Genomic DNA, 18,082 nt, shown 5'->3' with positions numbered 1-18,082 from the left:
GGGGCTAGCCCTGCGCCTCCCATAGGATCGCTTCTTTGCGCATGGTGCTGATGGTTTCACTGTAGCGCTGCTCCAGGACGTGACGCTTGATCTTCATAGTCGGCGTCAACACTTCGTTCTCGATGGTCCAGGGCTCATCCACCACCAGGGCACCGCCCAGTACCGAGTGGGACTCCAGTTGGGTGTTGATGGTGCGCACGGTGTCCAGCAGCGAGGCTTTGACCTCTTCGACCGGCAGTAAAGCGGCGCCTTCTGATAGTTGCACCAAGGCTACCGGATAGGGGGCGCCAGAGCCGATCACGCACACCAACTCGACGTGGCTGTCTTGAGCGAATTTACGCTCGATCGGCACCGGGCTAACGTATTTTCCTTTGGCGGTCTTAAAGTTATCTTTGACCCGGCCAATGATGGTGACGAAGCCTTCGTTGTCGATCTCGGCCTGATCGCCGGTGCGGAAGAAGCCGTCTTCGGTGAAGGCGGCCGCGGTGGCCTCGTCTTGCAGGTAGTAGCCCGAGAACAGCCCTGGGCTCTTAAACAGCAGTTCATGATCGTCGCCCAGTTTCACCTCGCAATCGATGCCGGGTGCCCCGACGGTGCCGATCTTGTCCGCGCGGAATGGGAAGTTGAGGGTGGCGTAGGCGCCGTTTTCGGTCATGCCCCACGCTTCGGTGATCTTCATGCCGATGTTGGCATACCACTCCAGCAGAATAGGAGACACCGGGGCTGAGCCACAGCCGAGGATCCGGGCATGATTGAGGCCGAGTTGGGTGCGGATCTTCTTGGCGACGATCTGCTTGAGGATCGGCAGTTTGAGCAGCAGATCCAGCTTACTTTGACCCACCTTTTCGATGATGTTCTTCTGGAACAGGGTCCAAAGTCGCGGCACCGACAGGAATAGGGTGGGTTTGGCCACATTCACGTCTTCGACAAAGGTGTCGAGGGCTTCGGCGAAGTAAACCGTGGCGCCACCATAAAAACTGGAGGCTTGGATGTAGACGCGCTCGGTGATGTGGGCCAGTGGCAGGTAGCTGATCACCCGATCCTGCGGGGTGGCGCCCAGGTGCTTGACGATGTTGGTGCCTGCCCAGCTGTAGGCGCGGAACGTTTCGATCGCGCCTTTAGGGCGCCCGGTGCTGCCAGAGGTGTAGATGATGCTCATGATGTCATCGAGATCGGCTCTGGGCTCGTCCAGCGGCTCCGCCATCTCAAGCAGTTGATGCCAGGCGTATTGGGCTGGCAGGCCGGGATAGGACATGTCGAAGCGTAGGATCTCATTGCCGATGGCGCCTTTTTGCGATCCAGGATCATCCAATTTACCCAGGAAGACCGCCTTGGCACCGGAGTGAGTGAGCACGTAGCGGATGGTGTCTTCATTGGCGGTGGGGTAGATAGGAATGGAGATATAACCGCCGGCCTGCAGCGCCAGATCGGTGATGAACCACTCGGCGCAGTTTTTAGACAGGATGGCCACCTTATCGCCCCGTTCAAGCCCTAGCTGGCGCAGGGCACCGGCCAGGCGGTAGACCAGCTCTAGGGTCTGGCGCCAAGTGTAGTCATGCAGTTGGCGTTGCTTGGGTTGGCGCAGATAGACGGTGTCTGGTTGCTGCTGACACCAGTGATCCAGCATATCGAGCGGGGTATAGAGCTCGTTGGTCATCGTTATTTTCTCCAGTCTTGTCGTCGCTTCAGGCATACCGCCATATGGAGGCTCTCTTGGGGGCCTCTCTGATCCCGATCAGTATGGCGTTTGACTGTCCATGTCAGATAGTAAAAACCGGTCTTACCAGACGATAAAGTAACGGATAAATAACAAAAGATGTAGGTTGTTGTGGCGAACGTGTAAAAAAACGGAGCCCTAAAGGCTCCGCAGTTTGTTGTCAATCTTCGTCATCTAGGTGGGTCCAGGCGTCCTGGCTCATCTGGATCTTTTGCCACCAGGCGTCCGGTGCCTGGATCTGACCCAGCTCGTCGACTCTGGGGTAGGGCAGCCCTTTGCGGCGGCAGATCTTGGCAAAGATGGGGTGACCACCTTCGAACAGGTGGCGCTGGCAGATCGCGTCATCCAAGCGACGTTGCCCGTACATCTGCGCGCCCTGACGTTGGCGCTGGGCCTCATAAAGAATGAGCGCCGCGGCCACAGAGACATTCAGGCTTTGCACCATGCCGACCATGGGGACGATGATGTCCTGATCCGCCAAGCCCAGCGCTTCCTGGCTGATCCCGTCACGCTCGTTGCCCATCATCAAGACGGTGGGCTGGGTGTAGTCGATCTCGCGGTAATCCACTGCGCTGTCGGACAGATTGGTGGCCAGCACCTGCATGCCCTGGCTGCGGAAGTGGCTGACCGCCTCCGTGGTGGTTTTGTGAGTGCGGATATCAACCCACTGGCCGGAGCCAGAGGCTTTGTGGTTGGAGATATGGCTCTGCTCGGCCAGCCAGGTGGCGTGCACCTCTGGGATCCCCACGGCATCGGCGGTGCGGATCACCGCGGACAGATTGTGGGGCTTGTGCATGTACTCCAGATAAACGCTGAGATCCGGCTGGCGGTTGTCCAGCATGGCGTTGATCCGGGCAAGACGTTCTGGGCTCATTTTTCGTAGTTCTCTAGATACAACAACGGGGACCTCAAGGCCCCCGAACAGATAAAACGCATCGGCTGCTTACAGCACCATTACGCCGTCCATCTCCACCAGCACGCCTTTGGGCAGCTCCTTGACGCCGATGGCGGCACGGGCCGGGTAAGGTTGCTCGATGTACTGGCCCATCACCTCATTGACCTTGGCGAAGTTGGCCAGATCCAGCATGAAGATGTTCAGCTTAACGATGTCCTGCAGGCTGCCACCGGCTGCCTCACACACCGCTTTGAGGTTTTCAAATACCTGCACCACCTGGCTGTCGAAGTCTTCACCGGCCTTCTCCATGGTGACGGGATCCAGTGGGATCTGACCAGACAGGTAGACGGTGTCGCCAACTTTAACGGCTTGGGAATAAGTGCCAATAGCCGCGGGGGCCTTGTCGGTCGCAATGATGATTTTCTCTGCCATGAGGGTTCCTTAGTTTCGACCTCGGGAAGCGCGCATCACCTCTGGCAGCACTCGGATCTTGCGCAGTACATTGGCAAAATGTTTCCGGTCTTTCACTGTCATGGTCATATTGATGGCGTAGATCCGTCCGTCTTTGTCATCGGTATTCAAATTTTGGATATTGGCGTCGGCGCTGGCGACCACGGAGGTCAGTTTGGCCAGGGCGCCTTGGTGGTTGACGATCTCCACCCGCAGCTCGGTAATGTACTCGGCGTCGACATCGTCGGTCCATTCCACCGGCATAAATTTCTCCGGATCGGATTCCATCGATTTGACGATGTTGCGACAGGTATCCCGATGCACCACCAACCCTTTACCTGGGCTGATGTGGGCCACCACGTCATCACCTTCGATCGGGCGACAGCACTTGGCAAAAGTCACCAGCATGCCTTCGGCGCCCTTGATCGGCAGCTTGGAGTCCTCACGCGGCTTGAGGGAATCGGCATCACCGCGCAGACGTTGCGCGATCACCAGACTCATCACATCCCCCAGGCCGATGGCGGAGAGCAGGCTGTCCAAGTTGTCGTAGTTGGACTCTGCCACCACGTTCTGAACCTGAGCCGGTGCAATGTCATCGAGGCGCAGCTCACCTAAGGCGTGATTGAGCAGACGACGGCCCAGATTGACCGACTCGGTCTGCTCGACGTTTTTCAGCAGCTGGCGGATCTTGGCGCGGGCTTTACCGGATACGACAAAGTTGAGCCAGGCCGCATTGGGACGGGCCCCCGGTGCGGTGATGATCTCCACCGTCTGGCCGGACTTGAGCGGCTGGCTCAGCGGGTACGCCTTGCGATTGACCCGGGCGCCGACGCATTGGTTGCCGACGTCGGTATGGACCGCATAGGCAAAGTCGACGGCCGTGGCGCCCACGGGCAACTCGAGAATGCGGCCCTTGGGCGAGAACACGTAGATCTCGTCCGGGAACATGTCATTTTTGACCGATTCGATGAATTCGAACGAGTTGCCGGCACTCTGCTGCAGCTCCAGCAGGGTCTGCATCCATTTGCGGGCGCGGATCTGGGTGGTGGTGGCCTTGTCGTCGTCGCTTTTATAAAGCCAGTGCGCGGCGACGCCTTTATCGGCCATCTGATCCATGTCGTCGGTGCGGATCTGGATCTCCACCGGGACACCGTGGGGGCCGAACAGCGAGGTGTGCAGGCTCTGGTAGCCGTTGGCCTTGGGAATGGCGATGTAGTCCTTAAAGCGACCGATCATCGGCTTGTACAGGGTGTGCATCGCCCCTAAGGCGCGATAGCAGGTGTCGATGCTGGTGACGGTAATACGACAGGCGTAGATATCCATCACCTGCTCGAATTGGATCTCCTTGTTGACCATCTTGTTGTAGATGGAGAACAGGTTTTTCTCCCGGCTGTGCAGCCGATAGTCGACACCCAGTTCGTCAAGGCGGCCGATGATGGCCGACTCGATGTTGTTCATGATCTCTTTGCGATTGCCGCGGGCGTTGGAAACCACTTCCTGCAGTACCCGGTAGCGCATCGGATACATGGCGCGAAAGCCCAGATCTTCCAGTTCGTTTTTGACGTTATGGATCCCCAAGCGGTTGGCCAGTGGGGCATAGATCTCGAGGGTTTCACGGGCAATACGGCGACGCTTGTCCGGGCGGAGGGCGCCCAGGGTGCGCATATTGTGGGTGCGATCGGCCAGTTTGATCAGGATCACGCGGATATCCTGCACCATGGCCATCACCATCTTGCGGAAGTTTTCCGCCTGGGCTTCTTCCCGATCGCGGAACTTGAGCTTATCCAGTTTGGATACGCCCTCGACCAACTCCGCCACGTCATCACCGAACAATGCCGCCAGATCTTCTTTGGTGGTATCGGTGTCTTCGATGACATCGTGGAGCAGGGCCGCCATCAGCGTCTCGTGGTCAAGACGCATTTCACCCAGTATACGGCTAACCGCAACTGGGTGAGTGATGTAGGGATCGCCGCTGGAGCGTAACTGCCCTTCATGGGCATCCCGGGCAACAATGTATGCCTGGGTGAGTTGCTCCACCTGCTCGGGTTCGAGATAACTGGAGGCCAGTTCCTTCAGGCTTTCAAACAGGTACAACGGCAACCTCCGGTGTTACAGGGTACGACCCTCGGCGATAGCCGCAACCGCAGCCAGTTCAGCCGCTTCTTTTTCGCGCTCAGCCTGACGCTCTTGCTCGTCCAGGGTGGTGGAGTTGATCAGGCCTTGCTCGATCTCGCGCAGGGCGATCACGGTGGACTTATCGTTCTCCTCATCGACCAAGGCCTCTTTGCCTTGAACGGACAGCTGGCGCGCGCGGCGTGCAGCGACCAGGATCAGGTCGAAACGGTTGCCGATCTTATCTACGGCGTCTTCTACAGTAACCCGTGCCATGTACGGAGAACTCCTGTCTTGAACGATTGAAAAAATGACGCAAAAGTGTACATGAAGTCCACTATTGTGCCAAGAGATCTTCTAGCATAACACTGTGTGCTTCCACCTGCCTAGCCAGACGATGGCGTTGGCAGCAAACAATGGCCTGTAGATCGGCCAGTGCGGTGTCGAAATCCTGATTGACGATGACATAGTCAAACTCGTCAAAGTGACTCATCTCAGAGATGGCTTCGGCCATACGACTGGCAATGACTTCGTCACTGTCCTGGCCGCGGCCGCGCAGGCGGCGTTCCAGCTCAACCTTGGACGGTGGCAGGATATAGACGCCGATAGCGTCTGGGATCAGTGCTTTAACCTGTCGTGCCCCCTGCCAGTCGATGTCGAGGAACACATCGATCCCCTTTTCCAGCGTCTGTTCAATGGTGATCTTGGAGGTGCCGTAGAAGTTGCCGAACACCTCGGCGTATTCGAAGAAGGCGCCTTGCTGGATCAGGTTTTTAAACTGGTCGACATCGACAAAGTGATAGTGCACGCCGTTTTCTTCACCGGGACGCATCGCCCGAGTGGTGGTTGAGACGGAGACCTGCATATCGGCGGGCTTGTCCTTCAGCAGCGCGCTGATCAGTGAGGATTTGCCGGCGCCACTGGGGGCGGCGAGGATAAACAGATTGCCACGACGAGCCATGGTATGAGTTCCTGAGACTTAAATGCACAAACACAGTGTAGTGCTTGGGCGGATGCGAAGTGGTGCTGAGGCAGGGGCCCCAACCGCGAAAATTGAGGCGCGAAATGTTAACACGGACGGCCAAGAGGAGAAAGTAATCCGGTTTTTGCGCCGAGTAACCATTTTCAAACGGGCTAGCGGGCCGCTTAGTTTCTCCATTAATATGGGCATCCGTTTGTTATCTGGCTCTTTGATTTTGTTGTATTTATTTGTGTTTTTGGGACTGCTTCTGCCGGCCGCGGTGCTCGGTGCCGACATAGAGCGTTTGCCGTTACCGGCTCTGCAGGGGGAGTCGAGTGGGGACAATCGGGCGACTGATAAAGAGAACATCTCCGTATCGTGCGTGGAAGAGCTTCCCGTGGCGACGATCCGGCCCGTGGGGGACAACTCGCCAGTAGAGGAACAATCAGAATTGGCAACGTCGGTTTATTGTGAACCGGAGTGGCTTTCCACCCGCTCAGAGCGCTCAATGGAGGGAGCGGATTCGATGTATCACGCCATTGGTGGGGTGGGCCCTTATCGGGATAATCGAGTGCAGGATGGCATGGGAATGCTGTCTTTGGAGCTGGGTTGGCGGCCAAATAACTGGTTTACCATGGGCTTCAACTATGCGGATACTCGTGTCGAACATTTGCTGGAGTGGCTCTGGGATCATAATTGTCATTATGACGATGACATCTATTGTTCCGACCCGTTGCGCAGTGGCAACTACGGCCACAGTTGGACGATGAGGGGGGAGTTGGGGCCAAGAATCCGGCTGGGCAAGTTGTGGTTTCGGCCGACGCTGAGTGCTGGCTATCAACGTACTAAGTTGTATGCCTCTCATCCCCGTTACAGCAAAGAGATGGACTGGGTGCAGGGGCATGGCATTGAGTTTGGCTATGGCGACAATTGGAGCCTCATTTATCGTAACGAAGAGACAGGTCAGCATAGCCAAAAGAGTTGGCTGGTTCGGGTTTGGTAGCGGGTCCGTCGGTTTGAGGGCTTAGCTTAGCCACTGCACCAGATTGAGCAGGCCCAGTCCAAGCGCCAGCCATTGCCAAAAGCGCACCGGATCGCGCTGGAGCAGCGGCCGAGCTTGTCGGGCTTGCAGCAACGCCGGTGAGGGTTGGGTGAGATCGGTGAGCAGATCCGAAAACGCCGGATAGCGCTGCTCCGGGCTGACACCCACCGCCCGGCGCAGCACTTCATCGAGCCAGTAAGGCAGATCGCTGCGGTGCTGCTGCACATTCAGGTAGCGCCACTCTTCTCGCTTCTGCTTACTCGCCTTGCCGGGATAGGGCAGCTCACCAGTCAGCATCTCGTAGGCGATCACCCCCAGCGAGAACTGATCACTGCGGTGATCGGCACTGAGTGCCAGGATCGATTCTGGCGCGGTGTAATGGGCGCTGCCCTGGGCGCACTCCTCATCGAGACGGTCGGCCCGCTCGCTGAGGCTGGCCACCGCCGTGGCGCCGAAATCCACCAGTTTGAGCTGGCCCTGATGATCGATCATCAGGTTCTCCGGCTTGAGATCCCGATGCACCATATCCAACCGCTGCATCGCCCGCAGGGCGGAGACGGCTTGGGTGAGGATGGGGCGACATTGGGCCAGGCTGGGCTTGGGGTGATCCTGCATCCATTGGCGCAGGGACTGGCCTTCGATGGGCTCGCACAGCAGGTAGAGGAAGGGGCTGTCGGCCGGGGCCGGCTGAGTCTTCATTAGGTTGGGGTGGCGAAACTGACTGCCGATCCAGGCCTCATGGATAAAAGCCTGCAGATAGAGGGGATCGTCCTCAAAATTGGCCGAGGGTGCTTTGAGCGCCCACTCCTGGCCGGTTGCGCTGTCCCGGGCCCGATACAGGTGGGAGCGGGGACTGGCGTGCAGTACCTCGAGGATCTCAAACCCATCCAGTTTCTGGCCCGGTTTGAGCACCGGCGGAATGCGCCTTTGATACAGGGCTTGGTCCAGACTCGCCCTATCGCTATCGGGCAAGGCGTCCACCCGCACCAGCAGGCAGCTGAGGTTGTCGTCGGAGCCGTTGGCCAGCGCTTGTTTAACCAGGGTGCGGCTGAGTCGTTCGAGATCCGTCTGCAGCGGCGCGTCGGCCAGTAGTTTTTCGAACGCTTGAGAGGAAATAAAGTCATGCACGCCGTCGCTGGTGAGCAGGAAGAGATCGTTCACTTCCAGCTCGGTCTGGCTTAGGTCTACCTCGAGATGGGGATCGGCCCCCAGGGCACGGGTCAAGACTTGGCGTTGGCCCAGTTGACGTTGATGGCTCTGAGTTAGGATCTCCAGCTTGCCGTCGCGCAGGCGGGCGATGCGGCTATCTCCTACTTGCAGCAGGAAGGCGGTGTGGGATTTGAGGATCACCGCGCTGAAGGTGGTGAGCCATTGCTGCTCGGCGCTGCGGCTGAGCATGAAACGGTTGATCCCATCCAGCACCTTGGCGGCGCTGCGGCCGGTACTCCAGCTGGGCGGCGTATCCTGAAAGTCACAGATGAAGTCGCACACCGCCAACTGAGCCGCCGCGGCGGCATGGCTGGCGGAGGAGACGCCATCGGCCAGGGCGGCGATCTGGCCCTTGTAGTAGCTTTGCACCGGATCGCCGGCCCGGGCCGCGAAGGCATCCTGATTTTCCGGCTTAAGCCCGGCGATCGAGTGACCGCCGAGGCTTAGCTTGGGATCGCGCAGCGGGACTGCGCGCTCCGTCAGGGGGTGATCGGGGTTAGCCGACATTGATCAGCTCCACGCTGCCATCCTCTTTCACTTCCGCCATATGGCCCTTGGGCTCCTCCAGCAGGAACAGGGCAGCCAGGCCCACCAGGGCAGTGGCGGCGATAATGAGGAAGAATGCCTGATAACTGACCATGGATAAAGCGGTCAGGTAGACCACGGCACCGACGTTGCCATAGGCCCCGGTCATGCCGGCGATCTGCCCGGTCAGGCGGCGCTTGATCAGGGGCACGGTGGCGAACACCGCGCCTTCCCCGGCCTGGACGAAGAAGGAGCAAGCCATGGCAGCGGCAACGGCGAGGAACAGCGGCCAGCTGCTGTCGATCATCGCCATCAAGCCGTAGCCCAGGGCCAGACCCGCGGTGAGGATGATCAGGGTTTTCTTACGGCCGAACTTATCGGACAGCCAGCCGCCACCGGGACGGGAGGCCAGGTTCATAAAGGCGTAGGCCGAGGCCAACAGGCCGGCATAAACCATGTCCAGGTTAAAGGTTTCGGCGAAGAACAGCGGCAGCATGGAGACCACGGCCAGCTCGGAGCCAAAAGTGGCAAAGTAGAGCACGTTCAGTACGGCAACCTGCTTGAATGGGTAGCGGTGCATCTCAGGCACGTCGGCGCTGAACAGGCCTTTGTTGATCTCGATTGTCTTGGCGGCTTCCAGCAGATAAAGCAGCACCAGGCCGGCGTAGGCCACCCAGGTTACGGTTTCGCTGAGCAGGGCCACGCCATTGGGCGACAGCTTCCAGGTCAGCAGCGCCAGGGCACCGTACATGGGCAGCTTCATCACCAGCAAGAACAGCAGATCGCCCTTGCTGGTCACTTCCATGGCGCCGGACTTCTTCGGCTTGAAGTAGGTCGAGCCTTTCGGCGTGTCGGTGACATTGAGGTACCAGATCACGCTGAATACCAAGCTCAGGGCACCGGTCAGGGCGACGGCGTAGCGCCAGGCCTCGGGGCCGCCGATCAACAGGGTGATGGCGGGCAGGCTCATGGCCGCCGCCGCGCTGCCGAAGTTACCCCAGCCGCCGTAAATGCCCTCGGCGGTGCCCAGCTCGTTGGCAGGGAACCACTCGGACACCATGCGAATGCCGATCACGAAGCCGGCACCAATGCCGCCGAGCAGGAAGCGCGCCAGGGCGGCGGTCTCAAAGTTCTGGGCGAAGGCGAAGGCGAAGCAGGGCAGACTGAACACCGCCAGCAGCACCGCATAGGTAAGGCGCGGGCCGAAACGGTCGGTCAGCATGCCGATGATCACCCGGGCCGGGATGGTCAAGGCGACGTTGAGGATCAGCAGGGTCTTGATCTCGGCAGCCGTCAGGCCGAGGGTTTCCTGAACCACACCGAGCAGGGGCGCGAAGTTAAACCAGACCACGAAGGTGATGAAAAACGCCATCCAGCTGAGGTGGAGGACTTTCATTTTCCCGTTGAAGGAAAAGATCTTAATACCTGTGTCCATCGAGAAACACTCCTTGTATTGCATGGTGGCGGCACTGTGATTGAGTACAGCCGCCCAACCCGCGGCCGATATGGCCCCAGATGAGTTGGAAGGACGCCGGGGCGCCCAAAACGAAATGGCAGGGGTTAGCAGGCTAACTGCACTAAGCCGTCCTGTACCCGGACCGGGTAGACCGGCAACTGCACCTGCTCATCCTGCAGGCACTGGCCGGTGCGCAGGCAGTAGTGGTGTTTGTACAGGGGCGAGGCGACGGTCAGCGTCCCCTTCACCTCGGCGATCAGGCCGCGGGACAGCACGTTGGCGCCGCCGAGGGGATCGTGGTTGCCCACGGCGTAGAACTGGTCCTGACCGGTGCGGAACACAGCAACCTGGGCGTCGCCGAGTTGAGCGCACACGCCACTGCCGGGCACCACGTCATCCTGGGGGCAGATATCTATCCATTGGCTCATGAGGAAACCTCCAATACGTCAATACGTTGTTCTTGCGAAAATTCGGTTTTCGGCGCGGGGCGGATCTGGCCCCGCTCGGGAATAAACTGCACCGCGGCATCGGGTTGATCGCTGTTGATGAAGTGGCTGAAGCGCTTGAGTTTCTGTGGATCTTCCAGGGTCTTCTTCCACTCACACTCGTAGGTGTCGACCAGGTGGGCCATCTGGGCTTCCAGCTCGGCACACAGGCCCAGGCTGTCCTCGATCACCACCTGTTGCAGGTGCGCCAGGCCGCCTTCGAGGTTCTCCATCCAGACCGAGGTGCGCTGCAGGCGGTCGGCGGTGTGGACGTAGAACATCAGGATCCGGTCGATGTATTGGATCAGGGTTGCGTCGTCGAGATCCGTGGCGAACAGATCGGCATGGCGGGGACGCATGCCGCCGTTGCCGCAGACATAGAGGTTCCAGCCGTTCTCGGTGGCGATCACGCCGAAGTCTTTGCTCTGGGCTTCGGCACATTCCCGGGTACAGCCGGAGACGGCCATCTTCACCTTGTGCGGTGAGCGCACGCCGCGGTAGCGCTCTTCAATCGCGATGGCCATGCCGGTGCTGTCCTGCACGCCGTAGCGACACCAGGTGCTGCCGACACAGGATTTCACCGTGCGCAGGGCCTTACCGTAGGCGTGGCCGGTCTCGAAGCCTGCCTCCACCAGCTTCTGCCAGATGGGAGGTAACTGGTGTAACTGGGCGCCGAACAGATCGATCCGCTGGCCGCCGGTGATCTTGGTGTAGAGGTTGTATTCCTTGGCGATCTCGCCAAGGACGATCAGCTTGTCCGGGGTGATCTCACCGCCGGGCACGCGGGGCACGATGGAGTAGGTGCCATCCTTCTGCATGTTGGCGAGGAAGTTGTCATTGGTGTCCTGCAGCTGCAGGTGGGCGGGATCCAGGATGTGATCATTCCAGTGGGAGGCCAGCATAGAGCCGACCGCCGGCTTACAGATCTCACAGCCGTGCTCGCCCTTGCCGCATGCCCGCAGGACGGCGTCGAAGGTGCGCAGCTCCTTCACCCGGACCATTTCGTACAGCTCGGTGCGGCTGTGGCCGAAGTGCTCACAAAGGTCGGTGTTCACCTCCAACCCCATCTTGGCCAACTGGCTGTTGAGCACGTCGCCCACCAGCGCCGAACAGCCGCCACAGCCGGTCCCGGCCTTGGTGCAGGCTTTGAGTTCGGCCAGATCGTGGCAGCCCTCTTCGATGCTGGCGATCAGATCACCCTTGGTGACGTCATGACAGGAGCAGATCTGCGCGCTGTCCGGCAGCATGTCGACGCCCATGGCCGGAGCGGCCCCACCTTCCGCAGCAGCGGGGAACAACAGGGCTTCCGGTGGTTGTGGCAGGGGAATGTCGTTGAGGCACAATTGCAGCCAGTTGCCGTAGTCGCTGCTGTCGCCCACCAGGACGGCGCCGAGCAGCTTGGTGCCGTCTTCGTCCACCACCAGTTTCTTGTACACACCGGTGGCTTCGTCGGTGAAGCTGTAACTCAGGCTGCCCTCGCTGTTGCCGTGGGCATCACCGATGCTGGCCACTTCGACGCCCAACAACTTGAGCTTGGTGCTCATGTCGGCGCCGGTAAAGGCGCTGTCCTGTTGGCCTTGTAGGTGCTGTGCTGCCACCTTGGCCATGGTGTAACCCGGCGCGACCAGGCCGAAGATCCGGCCCTGCCACAGGGCACATTCGCCGATGGCGTATATCTCGGGATCCGAGGTGACGCAGTGATCGTCGATGACGATGCCGCCGCGCTCGCCGATGGCGAGATCCGCCTGGCGGGCCAGCGCGTCCTGGGGACGAATGCCGGCGGAGAACACCAGCATGTCGGTATCTAGGGTGGTGCCATCGGCAAACTGCAACTGATAACGGGTGGGGGCATCGCTGTCCGGGTGCGGGGCGATGTTCTGGGTGTTTTTCTCGGTGTGCACCCGCACGCCGAGGGCTTCGATCTTCTCCCGCAACAGGGCGCCACCGCCGCCATCCAGCTGCACCGCCATCAGGCGAGGGGCGAATTCCACCACATGGGTTTCCAGCCCCAGGGTCTTGAGCGCATTGGCCGCTTCCAGGCCGAGCAGGCCGCCGCCGATCACCACGCCTACCTTGCTCTGCTGAGCCGAGTCCTGGATCGCTTCGAGATCCTCAATGGTGCGATAGGGATGAATATGGGGCTGATCTTTGCCCGGTACCGGCGGAATAAACGGGAAGGAGCCGGTGGCCAGCACCAGCTTGTCGTAGCTCAGGCTGTCACCGCTCTCTAGCTGCACGGTTTTGCCCTGCCGATCGATGCCGGTAACGCGGGCGTTGAGCTGATATTGAACGCCCGCTTGCTGGTACTGAGTCTCGTCGGTCAGGGCCAGGGTATTGGCGTCGCCGGTCTCGAAGAACTTGGTCAGCTGGACCCGATCATAGGCCAGACGGGATTCTTCGCTGAAGGTGATGATCTCAAATTGGTCTTGGGCGCTCAGGGCATCGATCAACTTGTGTCCGACCATGCCGTTGCCGACAACGACGATGCGTTGCTTGGCGGTGAGTTCACTCATGGGGCTACTCCTAATAAAATTTGGTGTGTTCGGACTCAGGCGCTCAGCGCCTGTGGCATGCTGGACTGAGTCAGGGGGCCGAACCAGGCCAGCTGATCGGCCAGGCTGACGACTTCGCCGATGACGATCAGGGTCGGGCTTTGCAGTTGATGAATTTGGCTGTCCTGCACCAACTGACTGAGCTGGCTGGCGATCACCCGCTGCTCGGGACGGCAGCCCTGCTCGATGAGGGCGGCGGGGGTATCCAGCGGCATGCCCTGGGCCGCCAGCTCGGTGGTGATCTTGGGCAGCTGGCTCAGGCCCATGTAGAACACCAGGGTCTGGTTGCCCCGGGCCAGGCCTTGCCAATCAATGTCAGGGCCGGCGTCACCGCTTTGGGCGTGGCCGGTGACGAAGGTGCAGGCTTGGGCCAGGCCGCGATGGGTCAGGGGAATGCCGGCGTAACTGGTGCAGCCGCTGGCGGCGGTAATGCCGGGCACGACTTCGGTTTGGATCCCGGCTTGATGCAGGCGCAGCATCTCCTCGGAGCCGCGGCCGAAGATGAAGGGATCGCCGCCCTTGAGTCGGCAGACGTGGAGGCCTTTTTGCGCCAGCTCGACGATCACCTCATTGAGCCGGTCTTGACCGATGCTGTGGCAGTTTTTGGCTTTGCCAACGAACAAGGTCGTGGTGCTTTTGGGAAACAGGGCGCGGATCGCGTCGCTGACCAGGTTGTCGTAGAGGATCACATCGGCCTGCTCGATGCAGCGCAGGGCCTTCACGGTGAGCAGATCCGGATCGCCGGGTCCCGCACCCACCAGAGATACCCTGGGCGTTTGCCCGGAAGGGGCGCCGTCTTTTGCTGCTGTGGTTAAACCGTCCCTATCCATACTGCGTTCCTCGTTTATCTCGGCTGAGCCAGCGATACGCTCTTGGCGTTATGGCATGGCGCGCTTGGCGTGACGGCATGGCGCGCTTGGCGTGACGGCAAGGCCTATCGCAAAAGCAGTGCCAACATCACCAGGTGAGTAAAATTCGAAATTAAGTTGTTGTATGTGCTGGGGTTGATGGCGTTGCTTAGGATTCTTTGGGCAAGGGTGGGGCAAGGGCGTATGGGCAGAGCTGCACATTCATGTTGCAGCCGTGTGCGATTTTGGTGCGCAAGAGAGCTCAGGGATCAGCCCAGTGGCATTGAGATGCAACTTAATTCTTTTAAATCATGCGTTTGATCGAAATTCTCGTTGTGGCGTCATCCTTGCACTGCATTTGACTCATTGAGCCATTTGTATTGAGCCAAAGGAGTGCAGCGATGTCACAAGGGACGACTCGGACCACCTGTCCCTACTGCGGAGTAGGCTGTGGAGTGTTGGCGAAACATCAGGATGGGATCACCACGGTGAGCGGCGATCCGGATCACCGGGCCAGTTTCGGCAAGTTGTGCACCAAGGGCATGAACCTGGGGGCAACCACAGATCCCGAGGGCCGATTGCTCTATCCGCAGATCCGCGGCCAGCGAGAAAGCTGGTCCCGTGCGCTGGCCTATGTCGGCAGCCAGTTGCGTGACACCCTCGATCGCCACGGCCCCGACTCGGTGGCGTTTTATGTCTCGGGCCAGTTGCTCACCGAGGACTACTATGTCGCCAATAAGCTGATGAAGGGCTTTATCGGTAGCGGCAATATCGATACCAACTCCCGCTTGTGTATGTCCTCCGCCGTGGCGGCTCATAAGCGGGCATTGGGGGCGGATGCGGTGTCCGGCTGTTATGCGGATCTGGAGCTGGCTGACTTGATTGTCCTCACCGGCTCCAACCTGGCCTGGTGCCACCCGGTGCTGTACCAACGCATTTTGGCGGCCAAGGCGAAGCGGCCTGAGATGAAGCTGGTGGTGATCGATCCCCGCCGCACCGCCAGTTGTCATGGTGCCGATCTGCACATTCCGCTTAAGGCTGGCACCGATCTCACCCTGTTCAATGGTCTGCTGCATTCGCTGCGTAAGCAGGGGCAATTGATGCCAGACCGACTGGCCTCACTGGATGAGGTACTGCCGACGCTGGAGCTGGCGGCGCGGGGTGGTGAAGTGGCGCAGGTGGCGGCGGCCATCGATGTGGACGTTGCCTCAGTGTCTCAGTTGTTTGATTGGTTTGCCGCGACCGACAAGGTGGTGACGGTGTTTTCCCAAGGCATTAACCAGTCGGATCGAGGGGTGGATCAGGGCAACGCCATCCTCAACTGCCATCTGGCCAGTGGCCGCTTCGGCAGGCCTGGCGCTACGGCCTTTTCCATTACCGGTCAGCCCAATGCCATGGGCGGCCGTGAGGTGGGCGGCCTGGCCAATAGCCTGGCGGCGCACATGGAGTTTGGCGATGTTGAAGCGCATCAGCGGATCAGCCAGTTCTGGCAGGTCGACACCCTGGCCACCGAGCCGGGGCTGAAGGCGGTGGACCTGTTCGACGGCATCGAGTCCGGCCAGATCAAGGCGGTGTGGATCATGGGCACGAATCCGGCGGTGAGCCTGCCCGACTCGGCGCGGGTGCGCAGGGCTTTGGCGGATTGCCCCCTGGTGATCGTCTCGGATTGTGTGGCCCAGACCGACACCACGGCATTGGCCGATGTGTTGCTGCCGGCGCAAGGCTGGGGCGAGAAGGACGGCACGGTCACCAATTCGGAGCGGCGGATCAGCCGTCAGCGGGCGTTTCTGCCGCCCGCCGGAGAGGCCAAGCCGGATTGGTGGATCCTCTGTCAGGTGGCCAAGGCGATGGGCTTTGGTCATGGCTTCGAGTTTGCCAATGCGGCGGCGATCTTCCGTGAGCACGCCGAGTTGTCCGGCCTGGACAATGCGGGCGATCAGCGACGGGACTTTGATATCTCGGCATTGGCACAATTAAACGATCGGCAGTACGATACGCTGTCGCCACTGCAGTGGCCGCAACCTGCGGGAGGGCCGTTGCAGTTGCAGGATCAGCGTTTGTGTGCCGATGGCCGCTTCTTTACGACCGAGCAGCGAGCCCGCCTGGTGCCCGTTGCCGCTCCTGTCTCGGCGGTGCCGGCAACGACGGAGACGGGCATGCGGCTGAACTCCGGCCGATGGCGCGATCAGTGGCACACCATGACCCGCACCGCCAAGGCCGGCAAGCTCAACCAACATGCGCCGGAGCCCTTGGTGCAGTGCCACCCCAGGGACGCCGGGCAACAGCAACTGCGGGACGGCCAGCTGGTGCGGCTGAGCAATGGCCAGGGTGAGGCGGTGCTCAAGCTGCAGATCACCGATGCGGTGCGGCCGGGGGAGCTGTTTATGCCCCTGCACTGGAATGGTCAGTTTGCCTCCCAGGCCTGGATCAACGATCTGGTGGCTCCGCTGTGTGATCCCATTTCCGGTCAACCTGCTTTTAAGCAATCTCAGGTTCAGATAGAGGCGGTATCTGTATCTAGCGTCGCGACCCTGCTGAGCTCAAGGCCACTGGTGCTGGATGGCATGCGGTATTGGAGCAGGATCCCGGTCGATGGAGGCTTGCTTTACCATATTGGATCCGAACTGAGCCCGACGGCCCTGGCACAGACTTTGGCACTGCGCCTGCCCCGGCAGGGACAGTGGCGCCGGTTGCAGGGGCGCTCCGGTGCGCGAACCTGTGTCGCCATGAGCGATGGCGATCAGTTGCAGTGGCTATGGGAGATCAGCGCCGACAGCGACAGCCTGCTCGGCAGCGGCTTCAGTGAGCTGCTCAGCCAGCCATTCGAGGCCAGTCAGTTGCGTCATATCCTGGTGCCCAAAAGCCGGGCTGCCGGAGCCATGCTGTGCGCCTGTCGCCAGGTGAGTGAGCGGCAGGTGGGTGAGGCCATTAATGCGGGGGCCAACTCGGTGGCGGCACTGGGCGAGTGCACCGGCGCCGGCCTCGGCTGTGGCTCTTGTCAGGGCGATCTGGCGGAGCGGCTGCGCGATGCGATCCCGATCCCGATCTCGATCCGCCAGGTGAGCTGATCGCGTCTGCGACGTGTGGCAAGGGGATCCGATTTTCTCGATAACCGTGATTCGAACACTCCATTATCGCCCCGAGGCTGGTGTGGGTATTCTTTGCTCATCGGCACGACGCCAACCTTATTGACGAGACAGGAGTAGCATCATGAGCACCAATTTGATTGGACTGGAGAAAAGCGGCGCCCAGGCTTTGGCTGAGCAATTGAACGGTTTGCTGGCCAACTATCAGGTGCTCTACATGAACGTGCGGGGGTTCCACTGGAACGTCCAGGGCGCCAACTTCTTTGAGCTGCACGCCAAGTTTGAGGAGATCTACGATCAGCTATTGATCAAGGTGGATGAACTGGCGGAGCGGATCCTGACCCTGGGCAGCCAGCCCCTGCACGGTTTCTCCGATTACCTGGTGCGCAGTGCCATCGAAGAGGCCAAGGAGGTGCACGACGGCCATCTTGCCATCGAGAATATCCTCTCCTCCTATCAGCGCCTGCTGCGTCTGCAACGTCAGATCCTCACTGCCGCCTCTGAACTGGGCGACGAAGGCACCGTCTCCCTGCTGAGCGACTACATCAGCCAGCAGGAGAAGGAATCCTGGATGCTGGCGGCGTATCAGGGCCGCCGCGCCTAATAGCGCGAGAACCGTAACTGTTCACCCGAGTGGACTTGACCTTAGATCATGAGGCCTTCTGGTATCGGATACGGACGTTGCTCGATACAGGCTCGAGTGATCTGTTGAAGCCACTCCAGTGGATTGAGTTTCAGCCGCTT

The 18,082-nt window shown here is 60.1% G+C and carries 14 protein-coding genes; 3 read left to right on the top strand and 11 right to left on the bottom strand.

Annotated features, from left to right (window positions below):
- Window positions 1-4: 4 nt before the first annotated feature.
- The 6 genes from ABEA08_RS14880 to gmk form a co-directional block, all read right to left on the bottom strand.
- Window positions 5-1,657 (bottom strand): AMP-binding protein, encoded by a 1,653-nt coding sequence (locus ABEA08_RS14880; protein ID WP_345336139.1) that lies wholly within the window; start codon window positions 1,655-1,657, stop codon window positions 5-7.
- A gap of 220 nt (window positions 1,658-1,877) precedes the next feature.
- Window positions 1,878-2,591, bottom strand: a complete 714-nt coding sequence (trmH, locus tag ABEA08_RS14875; RefSeq protein WP_345336138.1) for a tRNA (guanosine(18)-2'-O)-methyltransferase TrmH — start codon at window positions 2,589-2,591, stop codon at window positions 1,878-1,880.
- Window positions 2,592-2,660: 69 nt separating this feature from the next.
- Entirely contained in the window at window positions 2,661-3,044 is a 384-nt protein-coding gene (locus ABEA08_RS14870) for a RidA family protein (protein ID WP_345336137.1), read from the bottom strand.
- A 9-nt stretch (window positions 3,045-3,053) separates the two neighbouring features.
- Window positions 3,054-5,156 (bottom strand): bifunctional GTP diphosphokinase/guanosine-3',5'-bis pyrophosphate 3'-pyrophosphohydrolase, encoded by a 2,103-nt coding sequence (gene spoT, locus ABEA08_RS14865; RefSeq protein ID WP_345336136.1) that lies wholly within the window; start codon window positions 5,154-5,156, stop codon window positions 3,054-3,056.
- A 15-nt stretch (window positions 5,157-5,171) separates the two neighbouring features.
- Window positions 5,172-5,450 carry a DNA-directed RNA polymerase subunit omega gene (gene rpoZ, locus ABEA08_RS14860; protein ID WP_345336135.1) on the bottom strand — a complete coding sequence of 93 codons (279 nt, stop codon included), beginning with the start codon at window positions 5,448-5,450 and terminating at the stop codon, window positions 5,172-5,174.
- Between the two features lie 61 nt (window positions 5,451-5,511).
- Complete coding sequence (gmk, locus tag ABEA08_RS14855) at window positions 5,512-6,135, bottom strand: guanylate kinase (RefSeq protein ID WP_345336133.1); 624 nt, start codon at window positions 6,133-6,135, stop codon at window positions 5,512-5,514.
- A 145-nt stretch (window positions 6,136-6,280) separates the two neighbouring features.
- On the opposite strand from gmk, the gene ABEA08_RS14850 reads away from it, so the two are divergent.
- Entirely contained in the window at window positions 6,281-7,138 is an 858-nt protein-coding gene (locus ABEA08_RS14850; RefSeq protein WP_345336132.1) for a hypothetical protein, read from the top strand.
- Window positions 7,139-7,159: 21 nt separating this feature from the next.
- Here ABEA08_RS14850 and ABEA08_RS14845 read toward each other — a convergent pair whose 3' ends face one another.
- The 5 genes from ABEA08_RS14845 to cobA all read right to left on the bottom strand — a co-directional run bounded on the left by ABEA08_RS14845 (window position 7,160) and on the right by cobA (window position 14,234).
- Window positions 7,160-8,893: a bifunctional protein-serine/threonine kinase/phosphatase gene (locus tag ABEA08_RS14845; RefSeq protein WP_345336131.1), complete on the bottom strand. Its 1,734-nt coding sequence runs from the start codon at window positions 8,891-8,893 to the stop codon at window positions 7,160-7,162.
- On the bottom strand, window positions 8,883-10,346 hold the full coding sequence (locus tag ABEA08_RS14840; protein WP_345336130.1) for a NarK family nitrate/nitrite MFS transporter: 1,464 nt from the start codon (window positions 10,344-10,346) through the stop codon (window positions 8,883-8,885). Before ABEA08_RS14840 ends, ABEA08_RS14845 begins: the two co-directional genes overlap by 11 nt.
- A gap of 125 nt (window positions 10,347-10,471) precedes the next feature.
- Window positions 10,472-10,795 carry a nitrite reductase small subunit NirD gene (gene nirD / locus ABEA08_RS14835; RefSeq protein WP_345336129.1) on the bottom strand — a complete coding sequence of 108 codons (324 nt, stop codon included), beginning with the start codon at window positions 10,793-10,795 and terminating at the stop codon, window positions 10,472-10,474.
- A complete protein-coding gene (gene nirB, locus ABEA08_RS14830; RefSeq protein ID WP_345336128.1) occupies window positions 10,792-13,365 on the bottom strand; it encodes a nitrite reductase large subunit NirB in 2,574 nt (857 codons plus the stop codon). The genes nirD and nirB overlap by 4 nt, the downstream gene beginning before the upstream one ends.
- A gap of 35 nt (window positions 13,366-13,400) precedes the next feature.
- Entirely contained in the window at window positions 13,401-14,234 is an 834-nt protein-coding gene (gene cobA / locus ABEA08_RS14825; RefSeq protein WP_345336127.1) for a uroporphyrinogen-III C-methyltransferase, read from the bottom strand.
- A gap of 419 nt (window positions 14,235-14,653) precedes the next feature.
- Here cobA and ABEA08_RS14820 point away from each other — a divergent pair, with 419 nt between their 5' ends.
- Together ABEA08_RS14820 and ABEA08_RS14815 are read left to right on the top strand one after the other, a co-directional pair.
- Window positions 14,654-17,320: a nitrate reductase gene (locus ABEA08_RS14820; protein WP_345336126.1), complete on the top strand. Its 2,667-nt coding sequence runs from the start codon at window positions 14,654-14,656 to the stop codon at window positions 17,318-17,320.
- 139 nt (window positions 17,321-17,459) lie between these two features.
- Window positions 17,460-17,942: a Dps family protein gene (locus tag ABEA08_RS14815; RefSeq protein ID WP_345336186.1), complete on the top strand. Its 483-nt coding sequence runs from the start codon at window positions 17,460-17,462 to the stop codon at window positions 17,940-17,942.
- Window positions 17,943-18,082: the final 140 nt, after the last annotated feature.

Source organism: Ferrimonas pelagia (assembly GCF_039543565.1).
Taxonomy (GTDB): Bacteria; Pseudomonadota; Gammaproteobacteria; order Enterobacterales; family Shewanellaceae; genus Ferrimonas; species Ferrimonas pelagia.
The sequence above is the reverse complement of the archived record's forward strand: the minus strand, read 5'-3'. Positions and strand labels throughout refer to the sequence as shown.